Below are 24200 nucleotides of genomic sequence, written 5' to 3'. Positions count from 1 at the left end.
GGAAAGATAAGCTAGAAATGAATTAAGTTGAAGAGGTGTTTTATCAGTGAATAAATTATTTGCGATTCTTGTCTTTGTAGGTGTTCCATTCGTTCTTATTGGAGCATTTTTAAATTGGTCCTCCATGATTATGTTCTTTCTTTGTTGCGCAAGTATTATTGGGCTTTCCGGATACATTGGAAGGGCAACGGAAAGTTTGGCAATTGTAAGTGGCCCTAGGGTTGGGGGCTTGTTGAATGCAACTTTTGGTAATGCGGTAGAACTTATCATTTCTATCTTCACATTAAAGGCTGGGATGGTCGGAATTGTTTTAGCATCGCTTACTGGATCAGTTCTCGGTAACTTGTTGCTTGTACTTGGCTTATCGTTTTTTGCTGGAGGTATTAAGTTTAAAAGACAAAAGTTCAGTGTTCATAGTGCCAGATACAATTCGGGATTGCTTATTTTTGCTGTTATCGTGGCCTTTGTCATTCCGGAAGTTTTTTCAATGACGATGGATTCTGAGAAAACGTTGAGCTTGAGTATTGGAATTGCCATCATATTAATTGCTTTGTATCTTGCAGGGTTATTTTTCAAGCTAGTTACGCATCGAGGGGTATTCTCATCTTCGGAGGAATCAGAAGCTGAAACAGAAAAAGAAGTACCAGAATGGACGAAAGGGAGATCAATTTTGATTCTTTTGTTGGCGACAGTAGTAGTCGCTTTCGTGTCGGAGCAATTAGTTCATACATTTGAAATGCTCGGGACTAGGTTTGGATGGAGCGAGTTGTTTATAGGTGTCATTATAGTAGCAATTGTTGGAAATGCAGCGGAGCATGTATCCGCTATTACAATGGCTATCAAAAACAAGATGGAAGTATCTGTTGAAATTGCGGTTGGTTCAACGCTACAAGTTGCAATGTTTGTCGCACCGATACTTGTGCTAGTTTCTTTGTTTATGCCTCAGTCGATGGCACTTGTCTTCACTTGGCCAGAGCTTGTCGCAATGATTACTGCTGCACTTTTAGTAATAAATGTTTGCAATGATGGTGAATCGAACTGGTTTGAAGGGCTAACACTGTTTGCTGCTTATTTGATTATGGGAATTGGTTTTTATCTTCTTTAATTTTACAGGATGATAATGGTAAGATAGGAAGTGTATTAACTGAATATTCGATAGATAAAAAAGTGCTTAGGGGGAATATGAATTGCAAAAATCAAAACCAATCCAGTTAAATGAAAGAATTCATCTAATCGATGGGCATGATTTAGGAATAAGAGAGCGGACAGGCATTTATGTCATTCAAGAAGAGGAACTAACAATTGTTGAAACGAGTGCAAGTCCTTCTATTAAATATGTAAAAGAAGGTTTAAATGCCTTAGGTATTTCTTTGGATGAAGTGAAATATATAATTGTTACACATATCCACCTAGATCACGCAGGAGGTGCGGGATTACTAGTTCAGGAATGTCCGAACGCAAAAGTTGTGGTACATCCAAAAGGGGCAAGGCATTTAGCGGATCCCTCTAGACTTATCGCTGGTGCGAAGGCAGTATATGGTGATAAGTTTGCGGGGTTATTTGAACCAATCCTTCCGATAGATGAAGATCGCCTGCTTGTAAAAGGAGAAGGAGATAAATTAAAAATTGGTTCAAACTGTCAATTGGAGTTTTTAGATACACCGGGTCATGCAAATCACCATTTCAGCATTTATGACCCAATTAGCAATGGCATGTTTACGGGGGATACGGTAGGAGTACGCTATGAACAATTAATGCCAGATGGCGTACAGTTATTTCTACCATCTACATCTCCGAATCAGTTTGATCCAGAGGCAATGCTAAGAGCGATGGATCGTATGCAAGAAATGCATCTCGATGCGATTTACTTTGGGCACTATGGGATGACAAACACACCGGATGAAGTATATCGTCAAGTTTCTAGTTGGTTGGAAGTCTATGTAAATGAGGCGAAAAAAGTCTACGCTGAACAAAAAGGGTTTGGAGTACTTGCGGAGCGTTTAGGAAATTTAGTAAGAGAGCATCTAAGAGGACAAGGTATTTCAGATGATCACGAGGTGTATAGCATCCTACAGTTAGATGTAGAAGTGAGTGCCATGGGATTGTTAGACTATTTATCGAAATAAACTGCCTGACTAAAAGAAGACCTGCTACTTATATGCACACAGGAAGTGTGCATATAAGTAGCAGGTCTTTTTATAATTAAAAATTGTTACGGGTGCCAGGCACCAGTAACAATTCTGTAACATTTTTTGTTGTTATGTGCACTGGAAGGATACGATTCTATCTAAGTCTGTTCCCCAGGCAATCCATGTGTAGCCGGTCCATTTGTATCCAGAGGTGGAGTAATAGTCGATGTAGGTTGGATGAAACCAAAATGAAGTTCGGTTAGTAAGTTGTATATACGTATCTCGATTTAGGCACCGACTAAATGCACCTGGTTCCACAGCTAAAAGTCCGGTTTTTAGTTTTGGGACAACGGTTGGTGGAGGGCTATTCGGTGCATTCCCCTGTTGTGCACCAAAAGATTGTCCTTCGTCTTTTGGGAAATGTGGCTGTCCAAAAGGTAGATTTGAATTGTTTGGATTATGGGGAGAAGGAAATGAATGATTCGTCAAAAAATACCTCCTTGTATCTCGTATTCAAACTAGTATATGAAGAACGTGAATTTTGGGAACGGCTATTTCTATTAGGAGTTTATTAATATATTCGATAATAAAAACGAATCTTTCCGAATACACTTTATGAAAGGGGGTAACTTGTCTTATCTGGATATTGGACAAGCATTTAACAGATTCCTTCGCACGCCCATTTATAGGAAATGATGAAGCTATTTTTACAAAACAAAGGAGGACAAGAGTTGAAGAAGTATTTAGTGTTGTTCGTTATAACTTTTTTTGTCATTAGTATTGTGGCAGGTTGTAGTTCTGGAGGGGGAAAAGTGTTAGATCGCATTGAAAAATCCAAAGAGTTGAATGTGGCTTTTGAAGGCACCTACCCTCCATTTAACTACTTAGATGATAATGATGAATTACAAGGTTTTGATGTAGATATTTCGAATGAAATTGCGAAAAGATTAGGGGTTAAGGCTAATTTTATTACTACGAAGTGGGAAGGTTTAATTGGTGGTTTAAAGGCAGATAAATTCGATGTAATTATTGGCCAGATGTCTGTAACAGAGGAACGGAAAAAAAGCGTTGATTTTACGGACCCATATGTTATTACAGGTTCCGTTTTAATAACCCGTACAGAAACAAATGACATAACAAAACTAGAGGATATTAAAGGGAAAAAAGTTGGTGTTGGCGGTGGGACAACTTTTGAAGAAATTGCCAAAACAGTTGATGGTGCAGACGTTAAATTATATAAAGCATTTAGTGATTATTTAGAAGATCTTACGAATGAACGATTAGATGTCATTATTAATGATCAGTTGTTAATGAGTTACAACATTAAAGAAAACAAACTACCTATAAAAGTTGCGAGTGATATTGTTAAAAAAGACGAGATTGCAATGGCGGTTAATAAAGGTAACGAGGATTTTGTGAAGAAGCTAAATACAGCGTTAAGTGACATGAAAGCAGATGGGACATATAAGGAAATTTATAAAAAATGGTTCGGCACTGACCCTATAGAAAACTGATAATATGCGTAGATAATCAAAAAAGAAAAGGATAACAGGAGGAAATAGTTTGCATATCGTTGTATTAGGAACAGGAATGATTGGTACGACAGTAGTTAGTGAAATTGCTAAGTTTAATGAAATTGAAGTAGTTACTGCAGTTGATGTAAGACAACAAAGTATTGATAAATGCTTGGAAATCGCAAATAGTCCTAAAGTAGTTGGACAAGTAGCTTCATTAGAGACGGAAGAAGATATTGCCAAAGTACTTAAAGGGGCAGATGTAGCGGTTGCTTGTCTTCCACATTCGTTAAGCTTCGTTGCAATAAAAGCGGCAATCGCATCCAAATGTCATTTAGTAGATCTTGTCGGATCAAAGTTCAGTGAAAAAATAGCATTGTATAAAGAAGCACAAGATGCAGGTGTACTGATTATACCAGGATGTGGTGTTGCTCCTGGTATAACGAACTTCTTGGCAGCGCAAGGGATTGAAATGTTAGAAGAAGCAGAGGAAGCAGTAATGATTTGCGGGGGAATTCCTCGACATCCTATTCCTCCCCTATGGTATCAAGTCGTCTTCCGTCTTGAGAGCGTGTTGGGTCTTTATACCAAACCGGCAGTTGCGGTTGAAAATGGTGAACTTGTAGAATTACCTCCTTTATCCGGATTAGAAAAAATAACTTTTCCAGATCCAGTAGGTAACTGTGAGGCTGTAATTACGGATGCACATAGTACTGCTTACATTCTAAAAGATAAAGTGAAAAACTTATATGAAAAGACGGTCCGATATCCAGGACACTGGGACAAAATGAATGTTTTAGGGGAACTGGGGTTTCTCGATGACCAACCTACTACAGTAGGTGACATTACGACAACTCCACGAGCATTTGCAGAAAAAATTCTTGCCCCCAAAATGATTGGCGCTTCCGATGAAGATATCACCGTACTTCGGGTGGAAGTAAGTGGTATTAAAGAGGGAGAACCAACAAAACATATTTGGGAAATGGTTGATTTGTACGATCATGAGCGCCACATCACTTCTATGGCTAAGACTACTGCGATTCCGGCAGCGATAACAGCAATGTGGATTGCTACTAAAAAAATTACAGAGACAGGCGTTATTCCTATAGAAAGCATCATTATTAGGGAGCGATTCCAACCATTTGTAGAAGAGTTAAATAGATTAGGAGTAAAAATTGATTATAAAGAAGAAGCTTTAGTGTGAATAGGGTATTGATTATGTAATCTGTCGGAGAGGAGGAGGATATATGGACTTCACCATCATTATTGATTCATTGCCATCCCTACTTAAAGCAACTTTAATGACTATTTCTTTGGCAGGAATCTCCATCATAATCGCGCTTGTAATTGGTTTTTTCACTGCAATTATAAGAATAGTAAAACTAAGAATTTTAAATAGAATTGCTACTTTGTATGTTTCCATTATTCGTGGAACCCCCTTACTAGTACAAATTTTCGTCATTTACTATGGTTTACCTCAAATAGGTATTTCTTTAGATCCGATATCATCAGGAATACTTGCTTTAAGTTTAAATGCAGGGGCGTATCTTTCTGAATCTTTTCGAGCATCAATACTTGCCGTAGATAACGGTCAAATGGAGGCATCTTTATCAATGGGAATGACCTATTCGCAAGCTTTAAGGCGAGTAATTTTACCTCAAAGTCTTCGAATTGCTATTCCTACTTTATCCAACTCATTTATTGTGCTTATTAAAGATACATCGCTAGTATCAGTGATCACCGTAACGGAGTTATTACAAATGTCTAGTTTGATTATCGCTAAAACATTTGAACCACTGACAATCTATTTAATAGCCGCCGCTATATATTGGGTATTGATAACTTTCTTTACAACTATATTAGATAAATTAGAAGTTAGAACCTCCAAATATCTAGTTCGATAAGTACTCTAATCGAAATACGAAAGAAAGGAGTCGCCCGTGAGCATTATTCAGATTAATAATTTAAAAAAGAACTTCGGCCAAAATGAAGTATTAAAAGGAATCGACTTATCCATTGATAAAAGTGAAGTGGTCGTCATAATGGGGCCAAGTGGTTCCGGGAAATCAACTTTATTACGTTGTTTGAATTTTTTAGAGGAGCCATCCGGTGGATTAATTCAAATTGGAGAGTATCAAGTAGATGCCGGCGGGAAAATGGACGGCAAACGAAAAAAAGTAATAAGAGAGTTAAGGAAGATAACAGGTTTTGTCTTTCAATCATTTAATCTATTTCCGCATAAGACAGCTATGGAGAATGTAATGGAAGGGCCAATTATTATTCACGGGACTCAGCTGGATGAGGCCAGACAGATTGCGGAAAACCTTCTTATAAAAGTTGGTCTTGGTGATCGTTGTGATCATTATCCGGCACAATTGTCTGGTGGTCAGCAACAACGAGTAGCCATAGCTAGGTCACTTGCCTTAAATCCAATAGTCATGCTTTATGATGAACCTACTTCTGCACTAGACCCTGAACTTGTAAAAGAAGTGTTACAAGTTATCAAAGATTTAGCTAAAGAGGGAATGACGATGGTTATCGTTACGCACGAGATGAACTTTGCGAAAGAAGTTGCGGATAGGGTTATTTTTATGGATAATGGCGTAATCGTGGAACAAGGTACATCAGAAGAAATTTTTCATAAGCCAAAGGAAGCAAGAACAAGACAATTCTTGTCGATAGTCGAGTAAGCATGATAAAAATGGTTGACGATAAAAGGGGTAATTGTTACAGGTGCCAGGCACCCGTAACAATTACCCCTTTTATTGGAATTTTGAATAAGAAACTCAAAGTTAACACAAGGTTAAGGTACTTGTATGAAAGCCCTCGTATTTGTATTTCGTTAAAAACAGTTTTAAACTTAATGAATAATACATAGAGAAAGGAGATAGGTGATGGAGTTTTTAATGATTATCTTACTTTTGCTTGCCATCATTGGGCTTTCTAATTTTATCAATCATTTTGTGCCATACATACCAGTCCCGCTTATTCAAATCGCACTTGGCGTACTACTCGCGGCATTGCCGTTAGGAATACATATACCGATGGAGCCAGAACTATTTTTCATCCTATTCATTGCTCCATTATTATTTTATGATGGAAAAAACGTTTCCAGACATGAACTTTGGAAGTTAAAGAAGCCTATTTTATTATTAGCGCTCGGACTCGTTTTTTTAACAGTCGTTGTCATTGGCTATTTAATACATTGGCTTATTCCTTCCATTCCACTATCTGCTGCTTTTGCACTCGCCGCGATTTTATCGCCTACAGATGTTGTGGCAGTTGGGGCAATTTCGAGCCGTGTGAAGATGCCAAAAACAATTATGCATGTACTTGAAGGCGAGGGGCTTATGAATGATGCCTCTGGATTAGTTGCGTTTAAGTTTGCAGTTGCAGCAACCGTTACAGGTGTGTTTTCACTTGCTGAAGCAAGTTGGAGTTTTATATTAATTGCACTTGGAGGATTTTTGGGAGGGGCAATACTAGCTTATTTCATTATACGATTGAAAATATTAATCCGTCGTTTAGGTATGGAAGACGTAACGCTACATATGCTTATCCAGTTATTAACTCCGTTTATCATTTTCTATATAATTGAACATTTTCACCTTTCCGGAATTTTATCTGTTGTGGCTGCTGGTATTGTCCATGCGATTTATCGTGATCGGGAGCAGTCCCCGAATGTTCAATTGCAAGTTGTTTCGAAAAGTACATGGACAATTCTTATTTATATTTTGAACGGATTAGTATTTGTGCTATTAGGTTTACAAATTCCGAGTGTTTCTCGAGAAATTTTTGAAAGTCCAATGTTCAATAACTTTGAAGTAATCAAATATATTTTAATCATTACTGCATCACTTTTACTATTACGCTTTTTTTGGATTTTTGCAGGATGGTGGGGAGGATGGTTACTGAAGACGAAAAGTTTACCAAAACCATCCATTCGATATATAAGCATTACGACGATTTCAGGGGTGCGGGGTGCAGTGACACTTGCCGGTGCTTTTACGATTCCGTACTTTTTAGCAAATGGTGATGTGTTTCCTGAGCGTTCCTTAATGATTTTTATAGCGGCAGGAGTTATTTTAGTAACACTAGTTTTAGCAAGTATTTTCCTACCAATCATTGCGAAAACGGAAAAAGGAAGTACGGAAGAGCTAAAAGAAGAAATGGAAAGAACAGCGATGCTTCGTTCGATGGATGCAGCGATTCGAACAATGCGAGAGCTGACGACAGATGAAAATCGAGGAGCGGCTGTTTCGATTATTGCTCATTACAATCAAATTCGAAATCACTATATTAACATAACGGAAGAAGAAAGTGCTCGAAAGAAGGCATTGGAAACCGAAACTCGCTTGAAAGCATTAGAAGTAGAAATAAGTTATATTGAAAAGCTACAAACAAATGAACAGATTGACCGGGAGTCACTGTATTTATTAGAAGAGCATATCCACCGGATGCGCGTTGCGGTGACCAACCGTTTACAATATCGGGGGTTATTCATTTGGACAATTGTCAAACGAGGAATTTTGAATATAGCAAGCTTGTTCAAATCAACGAAATACAACTCCTTGAAAGCTCGCTTTGAAAAAAACAAAAAAGTGGCAAGGATTAAAATGGAAATGGCACAAGAAGCAATTACGTATTTGAAAGAGTCAATGACCCCTGAAAATGAGGGGATTAACGTATTAATCATTGGAGAGTACAATGATATGCTCATGAAATTTAAGTTAGCACGTAAAGGTGCAGACTCAAGTAAGTATATTCGAGAGCAGCGAGAGTTACGAGATAAAGCCTTCCAAGCAGAGCGAGATGAGATTCAAAGCTTATATGAAACAGGGGGAGTTTCCATGGATGTTATGAGGAAAATTCGCCGACAGATTAATATTAGGGAAGCTTATTGGATGGAAGAAAATAGTGTGCAATCCCATTAAAAACGACAAACCGCCATATTTGAATGTATGGCGGTATTTTTATCAATTCTGTTGGTTAACGAATGCATGTTGTTTTTATTTATTTTTACAATTTGGCTGTCCAGGTACTAATCCACTTGAAGGGCGTAGTCTTTTTTGTTTGCACTGTTCCTCCAATAAACTGGTCATGAGTTTTTGAATAAGTTTCGTTTTATCACTTTCATTTGAAGGGTCGGATAAATTCGTTATTTCAAGCGGATCTTTTGTTAAATTGTATAATTCATATTGTTGGGGAACTGGTTGAGATTTGGTTGTAATTTTAGATATAGAAATACTCTGTGTTTCGTCGATAGGAAGTTGGCTCATAATTTCCGTTGTTTGATCTTCTATTCCAGGGTTACTCCAAAACTGTGGATTGTCAAAGTAACGAGAGAATTTCCATATTTCATACGTATTATTATTCCCAGTTGGGAGGCGAGAAATAACCGTTTCGATATGATTCGGTTGTGTCACGGATTGATAAGGCTGACCTGAGAAGCTAACTTGGTTCAAGCCTCTTGTGACATCATCATCCGACATAAAATAAACAGGTTCATGCACTCGCCCGAAGTTATCTTTCTTGAGTATAAAAGGTGTAAGATCACGTCCTACAAGTGGATGTACTTCGGTATGATCTTGTTGAAGTTCATTTGCTATTTTATCCACATCAATATTAGCAAGTCCCAGTAATGTAGGAAGAATATCCACATGGCTTGTTAACATATTCGCAGTTCGACGTTCTGAAAATAACTTTGGACTATGAATGATAAAAGGTACATGAATCGTTTCTTCATAGGCGTTGTACCATTTTTGGAACAATCCTCCGTGTGCTCCTAACAAATCGCCGTGATCCGAAGTGAAAATAACGATTGTATTTTCATAGAACTTAGAATGTCTTAAGGCATGAAAAACTTTGGATATTTCATTATCTACTTGTTTTTGCAAGGAAAAATAAAGTTGTCGGTAAAATAATGTATCCCTTGTTGGCTGAAAGGTTTTTGGATAAGTTTCTTTATAACTCTCTTGAGCAGTTGGTTTGGTAAGTAGCGACTCATCTGCAGTTGGGGCAGGTGGAATGAAGGGAACAGATGGATCTATTTCAAAGTTAAATAAAGGAGAAAACTCCGTTAAGTCCCCATATAGAGCAATATCATGAGGATTTATAAAGGAAGAGACGATTAACCAAGGTTTAGTACCTGCATTTGAATTGGTTTTTTCGAGAGAATGAAGGAGATTTACTACTTCCCTAGCGTATACTTCGTCTCGACCACTCGTACCAATTTGAGCGGAAGAGGCGGAATTCCTTGGATTTGTCCCATGTGGTTCTGGTCCTAGCCAACCAGAAAAACCAAATTCATCAAGGCGATTTGCTTCCAAATATAGTTTTTCTTTTTTAGCATTTGGGACGCCAGTTGCAGGATGAAAACTTGGCATAGCATTTTGTGTACCGGGTATTAGTATATCTTGGTGGGAGGCATGCCATTTCCCTTTCCAAAATGTGTCGTAACCGGCTGTCCGAAAATAGTCCCCGATGGTAGGGACACTGTTGGGATCGAGCCAAAATACATCTGGCTCAGGCGCATTAGCTGCACCTCCAGTCGTTTTCGTCACACCATGTAGAGATGGATATTGCCCTGTATATAATGTTGTTCTACTTGGGGAACAGGCAGTGCTTCCGATATAGTGATTAAGAAATTCCAAGCTGTTATTTCGCAATAATTCTTGCGTCTTCAAATTTTCTTTGCGCCATTTTTTTAATTCATTGTTTTCATAGACGGTCGGAAAGCGTTGTTCGTCTACAAGGATTATTAATATATTCGGTTGTTTATTGTGGGAACTTTTATCTAATGGATTAGAGTCGTCATTTTTCATATTTTATCACCTCCTAAAAAGACGGTTCCTATATTTTACGTTGACATTGAATAATTGTTTGGGAGTTTCTTTGCTTAAATTAAAAGTAATAGGACGATTACCGCGGCATTAGATTTGCGGGTAACCGTCCTATGAGTATTTTAGTATTTAAATCGGGAAATGAGCTCTTTTAAATCCTCCGCCATATTAGAAAGAGATTGAGCAGATGCAGTAATTTCTTCCATGGAAGCTAATTGTTCTTCTGCTGAAGCTGCTACTTCTTCGGAAGTCGCCGCATTACTTTGTGCAATCATCGCTACTTCATTTGTTGTGGCAGTCGTTTCTTGAACAGCTGCGGATACTTGTTCTGCAGTTGCAGAAACTTCCTCCATTTGAGGGGTGATTTCTTTCATACTTTGAATGATTGTTTMAAACTTTTCAATCGTATCGTTCGATAATTGTACACCTGTTTGTACATCATTTTTAACTAGTGCCATAATTTGAACGGAACTGTCTGTATCTTCTTGGATACGTGCCACGATCTCTTGAATTTCTTTTACAGATTGCTGGGATTGTTCTGCCAGTTTTCTTACTTCATCTGCTACTACTGCAAACCCTTTTCCATGTTGGCCAGCTCTTGCCGCTTCAATTGCCGCGTTCAATGCTAGAAGATTCGTTTGCTCTGCAATTCCTGTTATTACTCCTAGTATAGATCGAACTTCTTTTGAGCGTTCCGATAACGAGTTTATTTTGTCATTGGACTCAATCACAGAAGTATGTATAGATTCCATTTGCATAACCGTTTTTGTTACTGCTTGTCCACCTATTTCAGCTTGTGTTGTTGCTTGGTGAGATAGTTCTGAAACTTTGGAAGAATAATCTGCAATTCGAGTTACTCCAACAGAAATCTCAGCTAATGATTGAGCACTTGTATCTACGCCAACCGTTTGTTGCTCTGCACTTTTCGCTACTTCTTGAATAGAAGTTGCAACCATCTCTGTTGCGGCACTGGTTTGGTCAGCACTTGCAGATAACTCTTCTGAAGAAGCGGCAACTAACTCGGCGTTTTCGTTCACACTACGAATCAAATTAATAAGACTAACTTGCATTTCGTGGAATGCTTTTCCTAAAGCGCCAATTTCGTCATTGGATGTTACATTAATGTGCTCTGTTAGATCTCCCTGACTAATAGTAATAGCCTTTTCTTTTAAATAATTGATCGGACGGATAACGGAGCGAACGATGAAGAATACAGCTATTAAACCAATGATAATAGAGAAAATTATAATGATTATCGTCATATTTAGAATTGGAACGGCTGCATCGTCAACATCTTTTTGATAAAAGTTTCCGGCAATTTTCCAACCAGTTAAATCATTCGTTAAGAAGCTCATTACCTTTTGTTCTCCGTCTAATTTATAAGTGTAGCTTCCTGACTCTGTTGAATACATTTCATCGTATATATCAGTTGCTTCACTACCAATTTCAGATGTAGGATGGGAGATAAACTTGTTAGTACCATCTAAAATAAGTGCATAACCGGAATTTCCTATTTGTAATTGTTCAGTTAAATGTTGTATATATGTCAAATCAAGATCAACAGCAACGACACCGGATCCGTCTGCTAAAGATTGAGAGACAGTTACTACCATTTTGTTTGTACTAGCGGAAACATAAGGTTGAGATATAGCTGCTTCTCCTTTTTTCTCCATAGCATCCTTATACCAGCCTCTTTTCCTTGGATCATAGTCAGAGGGCATCGCTACATTAGGACTTTGTATAAATACACCAGTTTCTGTTCCAACATAAACAGCTTCTACCTCTGAATGAAGTGATTTATATTGTGAAAATTGACTTTCGACTCCGAAATTTTCTTCTTTATTCCAATTTAAGCTTTTTGATAATACTCCCATATCATGTACCTTTGTTTGCACTAAGTTATCCACAGAACTATTTAATAGGCCTAAATTTCCTTCGATGCCATGTAGTAATTCATTCTCAACAGAGTCTTTAGCAGTTATAAAAGAGAGTATTCCAATTACAACTGTTGGGATTATTAAAATGAGAAGGAAGGAGGTAAAAAGTTTGAACTTCAAATTTACACCTTTTCTTTGCTTTTTTTTCATATAGTATCTCCTCCAATTTGTTACAAAAGTATATTTGTAATAAATTTATAAAATATTTTGTCCTTTAATAAGATAAATGTCCTAATTTTTATCTTCTAATTTTCTATCGGATGAATGTTCAATATATTTAGAATGTCCTATTATTTTTATTGCTAAAAGAATTCATTAACCGAGACAAACACACATATTTCTAGTCGGACATAAAGTATAAAAAGCGTAAGGAGGTTGTTCGTTTGGAGAAGAATCAAGGAACAAGCTTTAAATTGAAAAGCGCACGTACGAAATGGCATCCAATTGAGGTTATCGGAGTATTGTTAATAGTTGCCTCTTTATTAATCCTATTATTTGCTCCAAATTCACTCTCTGATTTTTTTAATACGATTATTGCAGAAGTAAAACCTATTGTAGTCGATGTTTTTTTAACGAGTGAAATAGGGATTGCCATTATTATTAGTGTAATTTTCGGTCGGATGATTGAACGCTTAGGATTTACAGACGGCTTAATAAGAATTTTCGTTCCGATTATGAAATGGCTTAAAATAAATCCTTCTGTCATTGTACCGAGTGTTTACAACATTCTAGGAGACATTAACGCTGCTGGAAAAATTGCAGGACCTGTTCTTGTGAAGGCGAATGCAACCAAAGCGGAACAAAAAATCGCAGTTGCAACGATGATACAATCCCCACAATCCTTTGCTACTTTAGTATTAGGCCTCATTGCACTTTCCGTATTTAATATTAATGCATTTCCTTTAATTATCCTTTCTATTTTCTTTCCAATAGTGGTCGTTCCATGGATATTATCCATGACTATTTACCGTGATACCAAAAAAGTCGATTTAGAAAATTTACCCCGCTTTACACCGAAAACAAAATTTCTTGAAACTTTCTTTTCTTCTGCAAAAGAGGGTGCTGAACTTCTATTTCTAATCATTATCCCAGCGGTTGCGGCTGTATTTTTTGCTATTGGTGCACTTCGATTTTTCGGAGCTTGGGATGTAATTGAATCGAGTTTATCAAGTGTTTTAACATTTTTAAGTATTGAGCCAGCGACCGGTATTGTATCGATTCTTGCTGCACCTACGCTTGCCGTTGCACAACTCGCTGAACTATCTTCCTCAGTTGACCCACGATTAATAGTCGGTTCTTTCGTTTTGGCAAATTCTGGCCTGCCGTTATCGGTTATTTTCGGACAAATTCCTGCAACTTGGGCAGAAGTTTCTAATTTAAATGAAAGAGAAGCGTTAGTAGCAGCAATTATTGGGCTTATTATTAGAATTGCGACTGCATGTCTACTTGCGTATTTCTTAACGCCATTTTTGGTGTGATAAATAATGAATATGTATATGGTTCGTGCGAAAAAAATCATAACTGTAAGTCAGGATGGAACGATTGAAGATGGCGCAATGATCGTCGAAAATGAAAAAATAGTAGAAGTAGGAACATGGGAAAATCTTCGAAAACAATATTCCTCTATTCAAGTGATTGACTATACAAATTATGTGATAACACCTTCTTTAGTTGATTGCCATACGCATTTACTTGAATTTGCTCCAACTTCACTCTATCCAGTCTCCCCGGAGACACACTTTATAGCGGGTAAAGCCATTCTTTTCCATGCTTTATCATCCGGAATTACGGCACTTGGAGAACAAATATGTGGTCATCCACTTTGCGATTTCGGGATAGAAAGTTTTCGTAAAGCGGTTCAAGGAATGCCGCTAAACGTATCATTTGCAACAACTAGTATATCTATTGGCTTTGATAAAATAGCTCATTTTACTTCGATTACTCAATCAACTGCCGTTCATAAAAAGGATTTAATCGATTCGTTCTTAGTTAAGCAAATTGCGAAAGAAAGTGATTATCCAGGTGAAAATATATTCATCAATGCGACACCAGCAAATTTCCCGATAAATGAAGTACCTAAAGCTGGAGAAATAATTTATACAATAGAGGAAATGCACCAAATTGTGGATATCTATCATGGATTAGGAAAGAGGATAGGTGCACATGTGGCGGGGAAAGATGGAATAAAGATGGCACTAAAGGCGGGTGTTGATGTTTTGCATCATGCTCATGGCATAACAGATGAGTTAATAAAGAGAGCTTCCGTTCAAGATGTGCAAATAGTTGTTACACCAATTGGAGGTACGCATTTAATACCAAATTCACCAGAAGAAATATTAAAACTTGTCAATAAAGGCATTCCAGTTTCCATTTCTACAGATGCTTATTTGCCACCATATCCAGAAGTACCATGGCTGCCATATAAAGACCAATCGTTAAAAGGACCGGATCAGTTAATGTTAATAGCAAATCCGTCCATGCAGCTTTTAAAAGAAAATAATTATAATGAAAATGAAATTTTAGCTTTACTCACTAATAACCCAGCGACTATTTTAGGTAAGGAAAATCAATTTGGTCGTTTAGAAAAAGGGCTAGATGCAAATTTTTTAGTCGCGGAAGGCATTCCCGGGTTGGAAATAACAGAGACAGAGAAAATTAAAACAGTTTTTTACCTAGGCAAAATGGTAATAGATCGAATTTAAAATGAAATAAGGTAGGAAACTTTTTATATGAAGAACAGTATAGGATACTGCGACGTAGTGAAGCAAATAAAGTGTCCGCTGTGATTTTCGCTACAGTCGTACGCTTTCCGCCGGGTGAGCGATGAGCCATCCCCGCCGCCCTTAGGCGTACGTTGGGATGTCTCATTAGCCCACTCATCCGGCAGGAGTCGACGTCTGTAGCGAAAATCAAAAGTAATTACCCAATTATCAATTTTATCCCGTTACAAAACAAAATTTCAACCGGTTTTTCCATTGGATTCATCCAATAAATGGCTTAGGGCAACCAACCGATGACTGGGAGCAACCAGTTCTATATGGAAAGCAACCAAATCAACACGAGAGCAACTAAAATATTTGTGAAAGCAACCAATTCTCAAAATAGCAAGTGTACTAGGAATGAGACGTATTATTGGGATAGCGCATCTTATTTTAACCGCTAGGAATTTCACTGCCGGGAGGACGACTTCTACCGGATCGTGTGGGAATTAGTGGAAATCGTATAACTATCAGTGCAGACCATTTAAAAAAAACAAAATTTCAACCAGTTTTTCCATTGGATTCATCCAATAAATGGCTTAGGGCAACCAGCCGATCACTGAAAGCAACCAGTTCTACTACGAAAGCAACTAAATCAGCACGAGAGCAACCAAATTACTCGTGAAAGCAACCAATTCTCAAAAAGGCTCTTTACTTGATGTGAGACAACTATAATTCCGACCTATTATAGGAATTATATGTCTTAAATCCCGTCGAACACGCCTGGCCGGCATCTACTCGAGTAGTTTGTCGTGTTCAAAGGCGAGATTGTCGCGTTCGCAGTGGATATTGTCTCGTTCAACCATTTATTGTTAATATGGGATCTCAATAATTTAGCAATTTCCATTGATTTTCGCTACAGACGTCGACTCCTGCTGGATGGCTCATCGCCCACCCGGCGGAAAGCGTACGACTGTAGTGAAAATCACAGCGGATGCCATACGTCGCAGTATCCCTATATTACGCAAACTATCCTATAAAAGGGTAGTTTTTTTATTTCTAAAAAATGAAAATGAACCTAAAACATAACACTTCGATTGTGGATTTTCTACTCGTTTGAGGGAAATGCTAAGTGTGTATTAAAAAAGGAGGTTTTAGGATAAATGACGATAAATAAAGAAATTCAAGCTTTAAAAGCGTATAACTGTACAGATCGTTGTGTGTTAAGTGTTTATTTAAATACAAATCCTGCAGACCCAGATACACTTAAAGGTGCTTGGAAAATTCATTTGAAAAGCGGCTTAAAACGAATCGGTGAATATTTAGAGGCATCGAATGATGAGCAAGAAATAAAAGCATTTGAACAAGTTAAGAAAAAAATAATGAACGAAGTAGAAGAAAATGCACACGATTTACGTAAAGGAATTGTTATTTTTGCTACTGCTAATGAGGATTTATGGTCTGTTTACTATGCGCAAGTACCGGTGAAAACAAATTTCTACTGGGAAAACCATGCGATGACAGAACAATTAGAGTATATGTATAAAGCATATCCAGAAGCGGGAATAGTCATGCCAAGCTTTGGAGAAGTCCGTATTTTGGATACTGCGATGGGATTCGTTAGAGATGATTTAACGTTCAAGTTTGACCCAGTTTCGGAAGAGTGGAGAGAAAAGAAAAAACTAGATGCTAAAGGAAGACGTGCGGTTGCAGATGACAGAACCGCCGTATTAGAACCAGGATACAAAGTAAATGCAACTACCTTCTTTAAAGGCATGAATACAACCATCGAACAATTAAAGAAAAAACGAGGTTGGCGAGAGCTCCATGTAGCAGGAGAGGCAGAAATGGCAAAGGCGTTTACGGACAGTGTAAGGGACTTGCCGGCAAGCTGCATCCATAAAAACCTAAATAACAGTAAAACGAACGAAATAATTCATCAAATTTTCGAGAAGTAATAAAAAGAAGGAGCCAGGTAAGTTATATTACTTGGCTCCAACTAAAAAAAGTTTAGCAAAATTCATTTTTATTTTTGCATAAACGAGTCATTTCTGCACAATCTAATTTCACAAGGAGGTGAACAACATGGCTAATCGTAATTCAAATCAACTTCTAGTACCAGGAGTACAACAAGCTCTTGACCAAATGAAATATGAAATTGCACAAGAATTTGGTGTAAACCTTGGTGGAGATTCTACGGCGCGTGCTAACGGTTCCGTTGGCGGAGAAATTACTAAGCGTTTAGTAGCTCAAGCCCAAGCGCAAATGAGTGGACAACAAAATAACCAACAATAACAAATTAGACCGGTGGCGAAATTGCCACCGGTTTTTAGTATTAATGCACTGCGGCAATTATGCCTTCTTCGTCATCTAGGATTAATTCAATCCCTGTGGAGTTAGGATCAAGATTCAAAAATTCTTGGATGGACTGTCGCAGTGCTTCTATTAAGTTTAATGTACTTAGAAATTGCTGTTGTCCATTGACATGCGCCTCTGCAGTAAACCCAGAATCGTCATCATACATAAGCTCTACTTCCACTTGTTCAGGTATTAGGTGTTTTTGGCGAGCAATATATACACAAACAGCATTAATGATATTTTGTTCAGGAATAATTAACTTCTCCATGAGTTAGCATCCTCTTTTTTCTTTTCTTTCAACATGTGGAAGACTTTACGAATAACTACTACGATTAGAATAATTGCAGCAGCATTTATTGCAAAACCTAAAATAGATCCGAGTATTCCCATATTAGCGAACATACTACCGAATAATAAACCAGCAAGTCCACCTACAAACAAACCTTTCATAAGTCCGCCAGAAGTAAATCCGCCTTTCTTATTTGCGTTAGTAGTAGATTTGTTTGTTGCGATTGTAGAATCTTCTTTTTTCTTTTCGATATTTGAATTATTGTTCGTTGTATTGTTATTTGTATTGAAGCTTTTTTTACCCGATTTATATTTTTTCGCTTCCGCTGTAATTGTATTGTCATTAAATACAAAGTTCCCGACAGATGTAAATACGAGCGTTGCTGTTAGCAAAAATACTGCTAATTTTTTCATTTTAAATAACCCCCATTAATAACTATGTATTACTTCCATATAAGTATACAATTTAAGATTATACTATTTATGAAACAAAGAAAAGAAAGTAGTACTTTGTATGTCCTCAATTAAAGTTAGAGTTATACACATCATTGTGGATAACATGTTACTAACTTAATCAGCATAGATGATATTTCAACTTGTTATTGAACTTACATTGTGCGTAACTTTATCCACATATACACATATGAAGAAAAATGTCGAAATATCCTTAAAAAAAGAAAACGTCTGTAATGAATGTTCCAAGAGAAAATAGAATAAAAAAAGACACCTTTAAATTCAACAGAAGTGTAGGTGTCTTGTAGAAAAGATATAATAGGTTATTTTTCTCAAAAGATTGGTTAAATTACTTTAGTAGGTTAGGTATAAACTAACAATGAGCGTCGGCAAATTTCATTTTCCAATAGAATTATAAAATCAGTGGAGAGTTTCAACTCTTTTGCTTGTTTATAAGACTTTAACAATAAGTCATCTGACATTTTACTCATTCTAATAACACCTCCTGATTAATAATTTCTACTAAAGGTTTTGAGAAAAATAAAAGTGGATCGTATATTTCTATAATTCAAATCTAACAAAAAATTCGATTGAGAACAACTGTTCCATTATCCACAGATGAAAGTGGATAACCTGTTATCAATTGTTAATAACTGTCCCGAAGGTTTATATGACAGTCAGAATTTTGTGAATAACTTTATCCACAAAAATAGATAACTCGAATTTTGTCGAAACATTTTTATAGAAATAGGCTAAACTATAGATTCTAAATGAATTTTATCTTGCATAAAATGTATTGGTCGGTACATATATTATCTTTTTTCATAAGTCTATCTTTTTTTATGAAAGTGAATGTTATTATGCGGAACTTATCCACAAGTACTTTAAATTCCTTCTTTGTTATTCTCGATTTTTATCCATTACCTCTTCATCTGTATCCTCTACGTTTTCTTTATCAACGTCCGTATCTTCCGTTTCATTATCATCGTTATCAATATCCACATTTAAATCTACATCTTCTACTGGGTCATTTATATCATTATCACCCGGATTGTCACCGCAAGCTGCTAGTAATCCTACCGAAAGAAAAGTTGCTGCCCCGATTTTCCAACAATTATGTCCTGCATTTAAATTAGTTGTCATAATTACTTCCTCCTATTTGTTATCTTATGCTTCTTATTGTTTACTACCCTGTACTTATAATGTTTTAAACCTTTACTAAAAGTAAAGGCTAAAAAGAAAAACCACCTAAGTGGTGGTTTAGAAAATCTATTCTCCGTCTTTATCTTCTTCTTGAAGATCTTGTTCTATTTCTTCTTCCATATTATCATCTACATCTGATTCATTTTCACCATCACCACATGCTGCTAGTAAACCTACTGAAAGAAATGTTGCTGCTCCGATTTTCCACCATTTACGTTCTGCAATTGAATTCGTTGTCATCTTAAATTCCTCCCATTATAGCTTTTTGTTCTGTCGTTCTATTTGTTATGTACCCCTTATTAACTGAAAAATAAACATAATTCATATACCTTTTGCAAAACAGTATAAAATTTACATTTAGAAATGGAATTATTATTATGATAGTTCGGTTATCCATTATATTAAAGGGATTTATATGGGAATGAAATGTTTTTTTTATCAAAATCCGAATAATATCTTGTTAAAATCATTAATAGTATGTATAATTTTGATTTATAAATGAGATTGGTGGTGATCCTTATCAATTCATTAGACGTCAACGAAACGAAGAAAAAGCTTTCGCATCTTTATAATGATGTATCGAAGGAACTTTTTGGATTTGGTACTTCGCTGTTAAAGGTGACGATAGAGAATAATGTGATCACGTTTCAAGCCAAACATCGACGTGCCCCTAGGTCAGCTGCTTTAGAGGGGGAAGTTCCCAGCTTAAAACTGGAGGTCGATTTTCATATGTCGCTTTTATTCAAAAAGAAATTGAAACAAAAGTTAGAGGGAGAAATGGATTGGCAAATTGAGGCTGTGCTCAGAGACTATGATTCTCCGACACAACTGGCCTTTACCAATATTGTAATAAAGGATTAGCTTTTGGATTTCATACTCGGATTTATCTGAGAGAACGCCAAAAAATATAACCATAAGGATACATTTCTCTTTGTTCACAAAGAATAGATGATCTTAGGTAGACTTTAATGTTCTATTTAAGGTTGTCTTTTTTTATTTTTTTTAGAATTTACTAATTAAAAATGGAGGTTTTACAAATGAAAAAATTATTGAAAAGTATTATGGTAATGTCTGTTTTAATGTTAGTTCTTGCAGCTTGTTCTTCGAAGGAAAATTCTGAAGGGAAAAAGGAAGCGGAACTTATTGTTTCAACTTGGGGATTTTCGGAGGATTTCTTCCGTGAAAATGTTTATGCACCATTTGAAAAAGAGCATAATGTCAAAATCGTTCTTGATACTGGAAACAATGCAGATCGTTTAAATAAAGTTCGTCAAGGAAATACAGATGTGGATGTCATTTTCCTATCTGACTACTATGCACAGCAAGGTGTAGCAGAAGACCTTTTTGAAAAAATTGATAGCAGCAAAGTTCCAAACTTAGACAAAATTTATGATGTCGCAAAAGCTCCACTTGGTGAAGGCTTTGGACCAGCGTATACAATTGCACAATTTGGGATTGCTTACAATGCAGATGAAGTTAAACAACCGATAACAACTTGGAAAGATCTTTGGAATAAAGATTTAGCTAACAAAATTACAATTCCTAGCATTACGTCTACTACAGGACCTATGTTCTTAGACGCTGCTTCTAAGGTTAGTGGAAGTAAAGAATTTAATGAAGATCAAGCATTTGCCGAAATGAAGAAAATTATGCCGAACGTTGTGAAAGAATATGGACAAACTTCTGAATTCGTGAATATGTTCTCTCAAGGCGAAATTGTAGCAGGACCAATTATGGGAATGTACTTCGCAAGTTTACAGGAAGCAGTACCCAACGCAAAATTTGTTACACCGGCTGAAGGTGGATATGCAGTTATGAACACGGTGAATGTTGTGAAAGATAGCGATCAAAAAGAACTTGCACAAAGCTTCATCAACTTTATGCTTAGCAAAGAAGTACAGGAAAAATCTGCGAAAGCGAAAATTGATTCTCCAGTAAATACAGAAGTTGTATTAACAGACGAGGAAGCTACAAATATGACATATGGTGAAGAGCTCGTAAATAGCTTGATCACACTTGATATGAAATTTGTAAATGAGAAATCAAAAACTTGGATTGATCGTTGGAATAGAGAGCTTGTTCAGTAAGAAATGCGTCAGCGCCTATGTCTGCCTCTCGGAGCAGACATAGGTGCTGGAGCTAGACAGTTATTAAGTAGAAAAGTTTATACTTCTTTTCTCTAAAAAAAAAGAGGTGTTAGATGATGAAACAAAAAGTGATTATTGATGTAGATACTGGAGTGGATGATGCAATTGGCATCATCCTTGCTGTAAAGAGTCGACAATTTGATGTGCTTGGCATCACAACGGTAAATGGAAATGTGTCTCTTGAAACAGCTACACGGAATACGTGTAAAATTCTAGACTTGCTAGATGAACAACATATTCCAGTGATTAAAGGGATGAACACTCCACTTATTAGAGAAACTTTTTTTGAGCATGCGGTTCATGGAGAAGACGGATTAGGTGGGGCATTGAGGGATGTTGAACCTAAAAAAATACCAGATGAAGGGTTTGCACCTGATTTTATCATCCACTCAGTTTTAGGATTTCCCGGAGAAGTAACCTTAATTATGACGGGCCCATTAACGAACTTAGCGCTTGCTATTAAGAAATGTCCAGAAATGATGAAGCATGTGAAAGAGGTTATTTTCATGGGCGGTGTCATCCAAGGTCCCGGAAATGTGACACCTACAGCTGAATATAACACGTACGTTGACCCGGAAGCAGCAAGAATCGTATTAAAAGCTGGTTTTGAATCTATTACGCAAGTCGGACTGGATGTAACGAGGAAAGTGCTTTTGAAAGATGAACATATTGATGAACTTGAGAACGCAAAGCTTGCTTCATATATAAAAGAAAGTACGGCTGATTATCGTAAAAGATACTTCGAGCGTAATAACATATCCGGTTGTGCGATGCATGATCCATTAGCAGTAGCGGTGGCGATACAAAAAAGCTTAGTTGTGACAAAAAGTTATTTTGTTGATGTTGAAACGAAAAGTGAGCTCTGCGATGGACAGTTAGTTTGTGATTTTCAGAATAGGCTACAACAGCCTGCCAATTTAAGCGTGTGCGTCGATGTGGATGAACAAGCATTCTTTGATCTGTTTATTCGTATCATTAATTCGTAAAATCAACAATCAGGGGGTTTATTATGTCAAAAAGGTATATATATTTACTCCTTTTACCAGGCATTCTATTTTTAACGCTATTTATGCTCGTTCCCATTTTTATGACAATGGGGACAACTTTTTTTAGAGAAGACGGATTTACGGTAGAAGGCTATTTGCAATTTTTCAAGGATCCTTATTTCATGGGAATCCTGTTTACTACGCTCCGTGTTAGTGTAATTACAACTATTATCAGTATTTTTCTTGGTTTTCCGGTAGCTTATTTTGTCTCGAAGATGGGTCCACGAAAAAAAGCGTTTCTTCTTTTATTAACGATTTTCCCACTATTAACAAGTCCGGTTGTGCGCTCTTTTAGCTGGATGATTATTATTGGTAAAAATGGCGTGGTGAATAATGTGTTAACAGGAATCGGTTTGATAGACGAGCCACTTTCTATCCTGTACACGCCGACAGCTATTATTATAGGGCTTGTCCATTTATTCCTTCCTCTCATCATTATTACACTTGTTGGGGTAATGGAAAATATCGAACCTGATTTGTTAACAGCTGCGGAAAGCCTGGGTGCTTCTAAAATAGGTGTATTTGCAAAAGTGGTCGTACCTCTTTGCGTACCGGGACTTGTTATCGGAAGTATTCTTGTATTCGTCGGAAGCTTTACTGCTTATACAACTCCAGCACTTCTAGGGGGCAAGCAGCGTGTAATTTCGACTTTCCTATATCAAAACGCTATCACGTTGAATGACTGGCAAGTGGCGTCTATTGTCGCGGTCATCATGATTGTAGTGACAGTTTTAGTTATTTCACTCATGAATGTACTAGCAAAAAAATTAAATCCGAGGGGGTAGAAGTGTATGCAGGAGAAAAGTAGAGGATTGGCCCTGTTTACATTCCTAGTATTTTTGTTTTTATTAGGGCCCTTGCTTATCATATCCATCACATCATTTGAAGGCGGCAATATATTAAAGTTTCCACCAGAAGAATTTTCATTTAGATGGTACGAAAATATCTTCAAAGTAAAAATGTTCTTTATTACATTTAAGACTTCTATTTTCGTATCACTTGCGGGAAATTTACTTGCACTTTTACTTGGTATACCAGCAGCTTATGCGCTAAGTAGATACGATTTTAGAGGGAAGAATGTGTTGAATTTAATATTCGTTTCGCCAATTTTAATTCCAGGAATTGTTCTCGGTTTTGCCTTATTACGTTATGTTGTAGTTGCTTACGAGTTTTCAATTTACGCAAGTCTATTCATCGGTCATACAATCATTATGATTCCGTTTGTTGTTCGAGTTATATCATCGAGTTTATCGAACTTTGACTTCTCAATCGAGGAAGCAGCCCAAAGCCTTGGATTAAGTAAGATAGGGGCATTTTTTAAGGTCGTTCTCCCAAATATTAAATCAGGAATTATAGCAGCTGTCATGATCGCATTTCTAGAGTCTTTTAATAATGTTGATATTTCCGTCTTTATGACAGGACCTGGGGTAAGTACGCTACCGATCCAAATGCTTACATATGTTGAAAATTATTTTGATCCGACGATAGCAGCAATTTCCGTTTTACTCATGATTATTACAGCAATTTTCATGTTTGCGGTCGAACGGTTGATGGGTCTGTCTTACTTCACAAAACGATAAAGGA

General features: G+C 36.9%; 24 protein-coding genes. 16 read left to right on the top strand and 8 right to left on the bottom strand.

All coding sequences use genetic code 11. The annotated features are described in order from the left end of the window. The first annotated feature begins 46 nt into the window (after nt 1-46). Both cax and AC1DFT_RS05160 read left to right on the top strand, forming a co-directional pair. On the top strand, nt 47-1105 hold the full coding sequence (gene cax / locus AC1DFT_RS05165; RefSeq protein ID WP_477918124.1) for a calcium/proton exchanger: 1059 nt from the start codon (nt 47-49) through the stop codon (nt 1103-1105). A gap of 82 nt (nt 1106-1187) precedes the next feature. Beyond that, the gene (locus AC1DFT_RS05160; RefSeq protein ID WP_477918123.1) at nt 1188-2126 is read left to right on the top strand and encodes an MBL fold metallo-hydrolase; all 939 of its coding nucleotides are present in this window, start codon (nt 1188-1190) and stop codon (nt 2124-2126) included. A 132-nt stretch (nt 2127-2258) separates the two neighbouring features. On the opposite strand, the gene AC1DFT_RS05155 is transcribed toward AC1DFT_RS05160, so the two are convergent. Then, entirely contained in the window at nt 2259-2618 is a 360-nt protein-coding gene (locus AC1DFT_RS05155; protein ID WP_477918122.1) for a collagen-like protein, read from the bottom strand. A gap of 242 nt (nt 2619-2860) precedes the next feature. On the opposite strand from AC1DFT_RS05155, the gene AC1DFT_RS05150 reads away from it, so the two are divergent. The 5 genes from AC1DFT_RS05150 (at nt 2861) to AC1DFT_RS05130 (ending at nt 8577) form a co-directional block, all read left to right on the top strand. After that, nucleotides 2861-3643, top strand: coding sequence for a transporter substrate-binding domain-containing protein (locus AC1DFT_RS05150; RefSeq protein ID WP_477918121.1), 783 nt, complete (start codon nt 2861-2863; stop codon nt 3641-3643). A 49-nt stretch (nt 3644-3692) separates the two neighbouring features. Further along, nucleotides 3693-4847 carry a saccharopine dehydrogenase family protein gene (locus AC1DFT_RS05145; protein ID WP_477918120.1) on the top strand — a complete coding sequence of 385 codons (1155 nt, stop codon included), beginning with the start codon at nt 3693-3695 and terminating at the stop codon, nt 4845-4847. Nucleotides 4848-4890: 43 nt separating this feature from the next. After that, the gene (locus tag AC1DFT_RS05140) at nt 4891-5547 is read left to right on the top strand and encodes an amino acid ABC transporter permease (protein ID WP_477918119.1); all 657 of its coding nucleotides are present in this window, start codon (nt 4891-4893) and stop codon (nt 5545-5547) included. Between the two features lie 36 nt (nt 5548-5583). Next, nucleotides 5584-6333 carry an amino acid ABC transporter ATP-binding protein gene (locus AC1DFT_RS05135; RefSeq protein ID WP_477918118.1) on the top strand — a complete coding sequence of 250 codons (750 nt, stop codon included), beginning with the start codon at nt 5584-5586 and terminating at the stop codon, nt 6331-6333. A gap of 204 nt (nt 6334-6537) precedes the next feature. After that, nucleotides 6538-8577: a Na+/H+ antiporter gene (locus AC1DFT_RS05130; protein WP_477918117.1), complete on the top strand. Its 2040-nt coding sequence runs from the start codon at nt 6538-6540 to the stop codon at nt 8575-8577. A 75-nt stretch (nt 8578-8652) separates the two neighbouring features. On the opposite strand, the gene AC1DFT_RS05125 is transcribed toward AC1DFT_RS05130, so the two are convergent. Both AC1DFT_RS05125 and AC1DFT_RS05120 read right to left on the bottom strand, forming a co-directional pair. Beyond that, nucleotides 8653-10467, bottom strand: coding sequence for a sulfatase family protein (locus AC1DFT_RS05125; protein ID WP_477918116.1), 1815 nt, complete (start codon nt 10465-10467; stop codon nt 8653-8655). Nucleotides 10468-10607: 140 nt separating this feature from the next. Next, the gene (locus tag AC1DFT_RS05120) at nt 10608-12572 is read right to left on the bottom strand and encodes a methyl-accepting chemotaxis protein (protein ID WP_477918115.1); all 1965 of its coding nucleotides are present in this window, start codon (nt 12570-12572) and stop codon (nt 10608-10610) included. Between the two features lie 233 nt (nt 12573-12805). On the opposite strand from AC1DFT_RS05120, the gene AC1DFT_RS05115 reads away from it, so the two are divergent. From AC1DFT_RS05115 to AC1DFT_RS05100, 4 genes are all read left to right on the top strand, one after another. Beyond that, nucleotides 12806-13900: a hypothetical protein gene (locus tag AC1DFT_RS05115; RefSeq protein ID WP_477918114.1), complete on the top strand. Its 1095-nt coding sequence runs from the start codon at nt 12806-12808 to the stop codon at nt 13898-13900. Nucleotides 13901-13906: 6 nt separating this feature from the next. Continuing rightward, entirely contained in the window at nt 13907-15124 is a 1218-nt protein-coding gene (locus AC1DFT_RS05110) for an amidohydrolase family protein (RefSeq protein ID WP_477918113.1), read from the top strand. Between the two features lie 1160 nt (nt 15125-16284). Then, on the top strand, nt 16285-17079 hold the full coding sequence (locus tag AC1DFT_RS05105; RefSeq protein ID WP_477918112.1) for a VLRF1 family aeRF1-type release factor: 795 nt from the start codon (nt 16285-16287) through the stop codon (nt 17077-17079). A gap of 127 nt (nt 17080-17206) precedes the next feature. Continuing rightward, on the top strand, nt 17207-17416 hold the full coding sequence (locus AC1DFT_RS05100; protein WP_477918111.1) for a small, acid-soluble spore protein, alpha/beta type: 210 nt from the start codon (nt 17207-17209) through the stop codon (nt 17414-17416). Nucleotides 17417-17456: 40 nt separating this feature from the next. Here AC1DFT_RS05100 and AC1DFT_RS05095 read toward each other — a convergent pair whose 3' ends face one another. The 5 genes from AC1DFT_RS05095 to AC1DFT_RS05075 form a co-directional block, all read right to left on the bottom strand. Continuing rightward, nucleotides 17457-17747: a YxcD family protein gene (locus AC1DFT_RS05095; protein ID WP_477918110.1), complete on the bottom strand. Its 291-nt coding sequence runs from the start codon at nt 17745-17747 to the stop codon at nt 17457-17459. Continuing rightward, entirely contained in the window at nt 17735-18181 is a 447-nt protein-coding gene (locus AC1DFT_RS05090) for a hypothetical protein (RefSeq protein WP_477918109.1), read from the bottom strand. Before AC1DFT_RS05090 ends, AC1DFT_RS05095 begins: the two co-directional genes overlap by 13 nt. 401 nt (nt 18182-18582) lie before the next feature. Next, a complete protein-coding gene (locus tag AC1DFT_RS05085) occupies nt 18583-18711 on the bottom strand; it encodes a sporulation histidine kinase inhibitor Sda (RefSeq protein WP_477918108.1) in 129 nt (42 codons plus the stop codon). 409 nt (nt 18712-19120) lie between these two features. After that, nucleotides 19121-19363: a hypothetical protein gene (locus AC1DFT_RS05080; RefSeq protein WP_477918107.1), complete on the bottom strand. Its 243-nt coding sequence runs from the start codon at nt 19361-19363 to the stop codon at nt 19121-19123. Nucleotides 19364-19489: 126 nt separating this feature from the next. Further along, on the bottom strand, nt 19490-19663 hold the full coding sequence (locus tag AC1DFT_RS05075) for a hypothetical protein (protein ID WP_477918106.1): 174 nt from the start codon (nt 19661-19663) through the stop codon (nt 19490-19492). A gap of 279 nt (nt 19664-19942) precedes the next feature. On the opposite strand from AC1DFT_RS05075, the gene AC1DFT_RS05070 reads away from it, so the two are divergent. The 5 genes from AC1DFT_RS05070 to AC1DFT_RS05050 all read left to right on the top strand — a co-directional run bounded on the left by AC1DFT_RS05070 (nt 19943) and on the right by AC1DFT_RS05050 (nt 24196). Further along, nucleotides 19943-20284 (top strand): DUF2294 domain-containing protein, encoded by a 342-nt coding sequence (locus tag AC1DFT_RS05070; RefSeq protein WP_477918299.1) that lies wholly within the window; start codon nt 19943-19945, stop codon nt 20282-20284. A 176-nt stretch (nt 20285-20460) separates the two neighbouring features. Continuing rightward, nucleotides 20461-21510 carry an ABC transporter substrate-binding protein gene (locus AC1DFT_RS05065; RefSeq protein WP_477918105.1) on the top strand — a complete coding sequence of 350 codons (1050 nt, stop codon included), beginning with the start codon at nt 20461-20463 and terminating at the stop codon, nt 21508-21510. A gap of 116 nt (nt 21511-21626) precedes the next feature. Then, a complete protein-coding gene (locus AC1DFT_RS05060) occupies nt 21627-22556 on the top strand; it encodes a nucleoside hydrolase (RefSeq protein ID WP_477918298.1) in 930 nt (309 codons plus the stop codon). A gap of 23 nt (nt 22557-22579) precedes the next feature. Beyond that, nucleotides 22580-23401 (top strand): ABC transporter permease, encoded by an 822-nt coding sequence (locus AC1DFT_RS05055; RefSeq protein WP_477918104.1) that lies wholly within the window; start codon nt 22580-22582, stop codon nt 23399-23401. A gap of 6 nt (nt 23402-23407) precedes the next feature. After that, nucleotides 23408-24196 (top strand): ABC transporter permease, encoded by a 789-nt coding sequence (locus AC1DFT_RS05050; RefSeq protein ID WP_477918103.1) that lies wholly within the window; start codon nt 23408-23410, stop codon nt 24194-24196. Nucleotides 24197-24200: the final 4 nt, after the last annotated feature.

The organism is Psychrobacillus sp. 05T411 (assembly GCF_056396485.1).
Note: the sequence above shows the minus strand (reverse complement) of the source record. Positions and strands in the feature narration are given on the sequence as shown.